3 protein-coding genes are annotated in these 1,390 nt (G+C 42.7%); 1 reads left to right on the plus strand and 2 read right to left on the minus strand.

What is annotated here, in order from left to right; translation table 11 throughout:
• Positions 1-275 (plus strand): hypothetical protein (locus tag A3735_RS30385; protein ID WP_197485707.1); only part of this gene is annotated, 275 nt, incomplete at its 5' end.
• 15 nt (positions 276-290) lie between these two features.
• On the opposite strand, the gene A3735_RS06320 is transcribed toward A3735_RS30385, so the two are convergent.
• A complete protein-coding gene (locus A3735_RS06320; protein WP_068515853.1) occupies positions 291-692 on the minus strand; it encodes a hypothetical protein in 402 nt (133 codons plus the stop codon).
• Between the two features lie 76 nt (positions 693-768).
• Positions 769-1,390 (minus strand): hypothetical protein (locus tag A3735_RS06325; RefSeq protein ID WP_231882443.1); only part of this gene is annotated, 622 nt, incomplete at its 5' end.

Genomic DNA, 1,390 nt, shown 5'->3' on the forward strand with positions numbered 1-1,390 from the left:
GTGAGCACTTGGTAGCCTCGAAGCAGTCTGATGGTTTAGGTATTTATGCGATTAGTCCTGAAAGTCACACCGCTTTATGGGATGAGTATTTAGCTTTTCAACCAGACCTGGCGAGTACCGTACGGGGTTTGGCTTCGCAAAGGGCATTTTTGGAAAACCCTCATGCTGAACTTGCAACCAATCTTGTTTATGCAAGCGCGATAGCCTGGTTGTTGACTCAGTACCGTAAGAATTGTGAGCAAGACCCGGTATCTGGATATGAGGATATTGCCTGATTTTCAAAGCAATTCTTAGAACGGCTTTACCTTGGCTATCTCTTCTTTCAAGCGTCGCTTATATTCATCCTGATCTTCGATATCTTTTAACTTTGCATAGATGGTTTGTAAGTCTTGTTTGTACTGTTTCATCTTCTTTACATCGTCGCTTAAGAAAATCGTATAAGCTTTCATTGAAAAGCCCAAGACCAGGATGAAAGGGAGCGATAGAAGTGAAATGGAATGTAGGGTCAGAACCACTAGCCACTTAAGCAAGCCAGAAACACTGTTCCTGTTATACAACGGTAAAGTGAGGGCGTTGGTCCAGACTGAATAGTTTTTTCGAAGAGCTTCAAGAGCTTTTTTGTGGCCGACCCAAGACGGTGTAAACATCGCAAGTAGATCATAGTCTTTGCCGTTATCGAGCCGAATACGCATATTGAAACCTTCAGAATATACAGAGGGAATTATAGTAAAGGTCTAGCAGGAATATGCCAAGTAATGAGGAACTATTTTATAGCTCCTGTGGTGCTTTGTTGAGGGGGGCTATTCGTGATTCGTTATACTGCTCTAAAGGAATTATTCGATATCCATCAGCTATTTGTAGTATCTTACTTCCCGCTGCCGATACTTTCTTTAAGCCTATAACAAACCCTACCAACAGACCTATACCGATGAGTACTAAGCCTATAATGGTGATAATTAACCAGCGATTGATACTGTCGACAATCGGCGTTACGGTTTCGTCCCGAACTGTTTTAAGTGACTGAGTTAGCAGCTCATTTGAAGGCTGTTGAGCCTTCTTAATGGTTTCGGGAAAGCTACCAGCTGCCCGATTGAGTTTGTTGGTCATGCTGTCTACTTTATCGGCCAAGTCATTAATCAAACGCAACTGCTCGGGAGAGAGATCCTGAAGATTTTCTGAAACCTCATCCAGGGCAAGAGATAGCTTTTCGCTAGCTTCTCGGAGAACTATGCCTGACTCCTTCAACTCCTTGATCTCAATATTAATAGAGACATATTTTCCAAGGTCTTCAGAGGGCTGTTCAGGTGAAGGCATCTCTATCGAATTTGCATAAAGCTTTGCGCTGATACTTAAGCTAAACAGTATTAGTATAAGGAGGGAGGTCGTAACG

The organism is Oleiphilus sp. HI0061 (genome assembly GCF_001635675.1).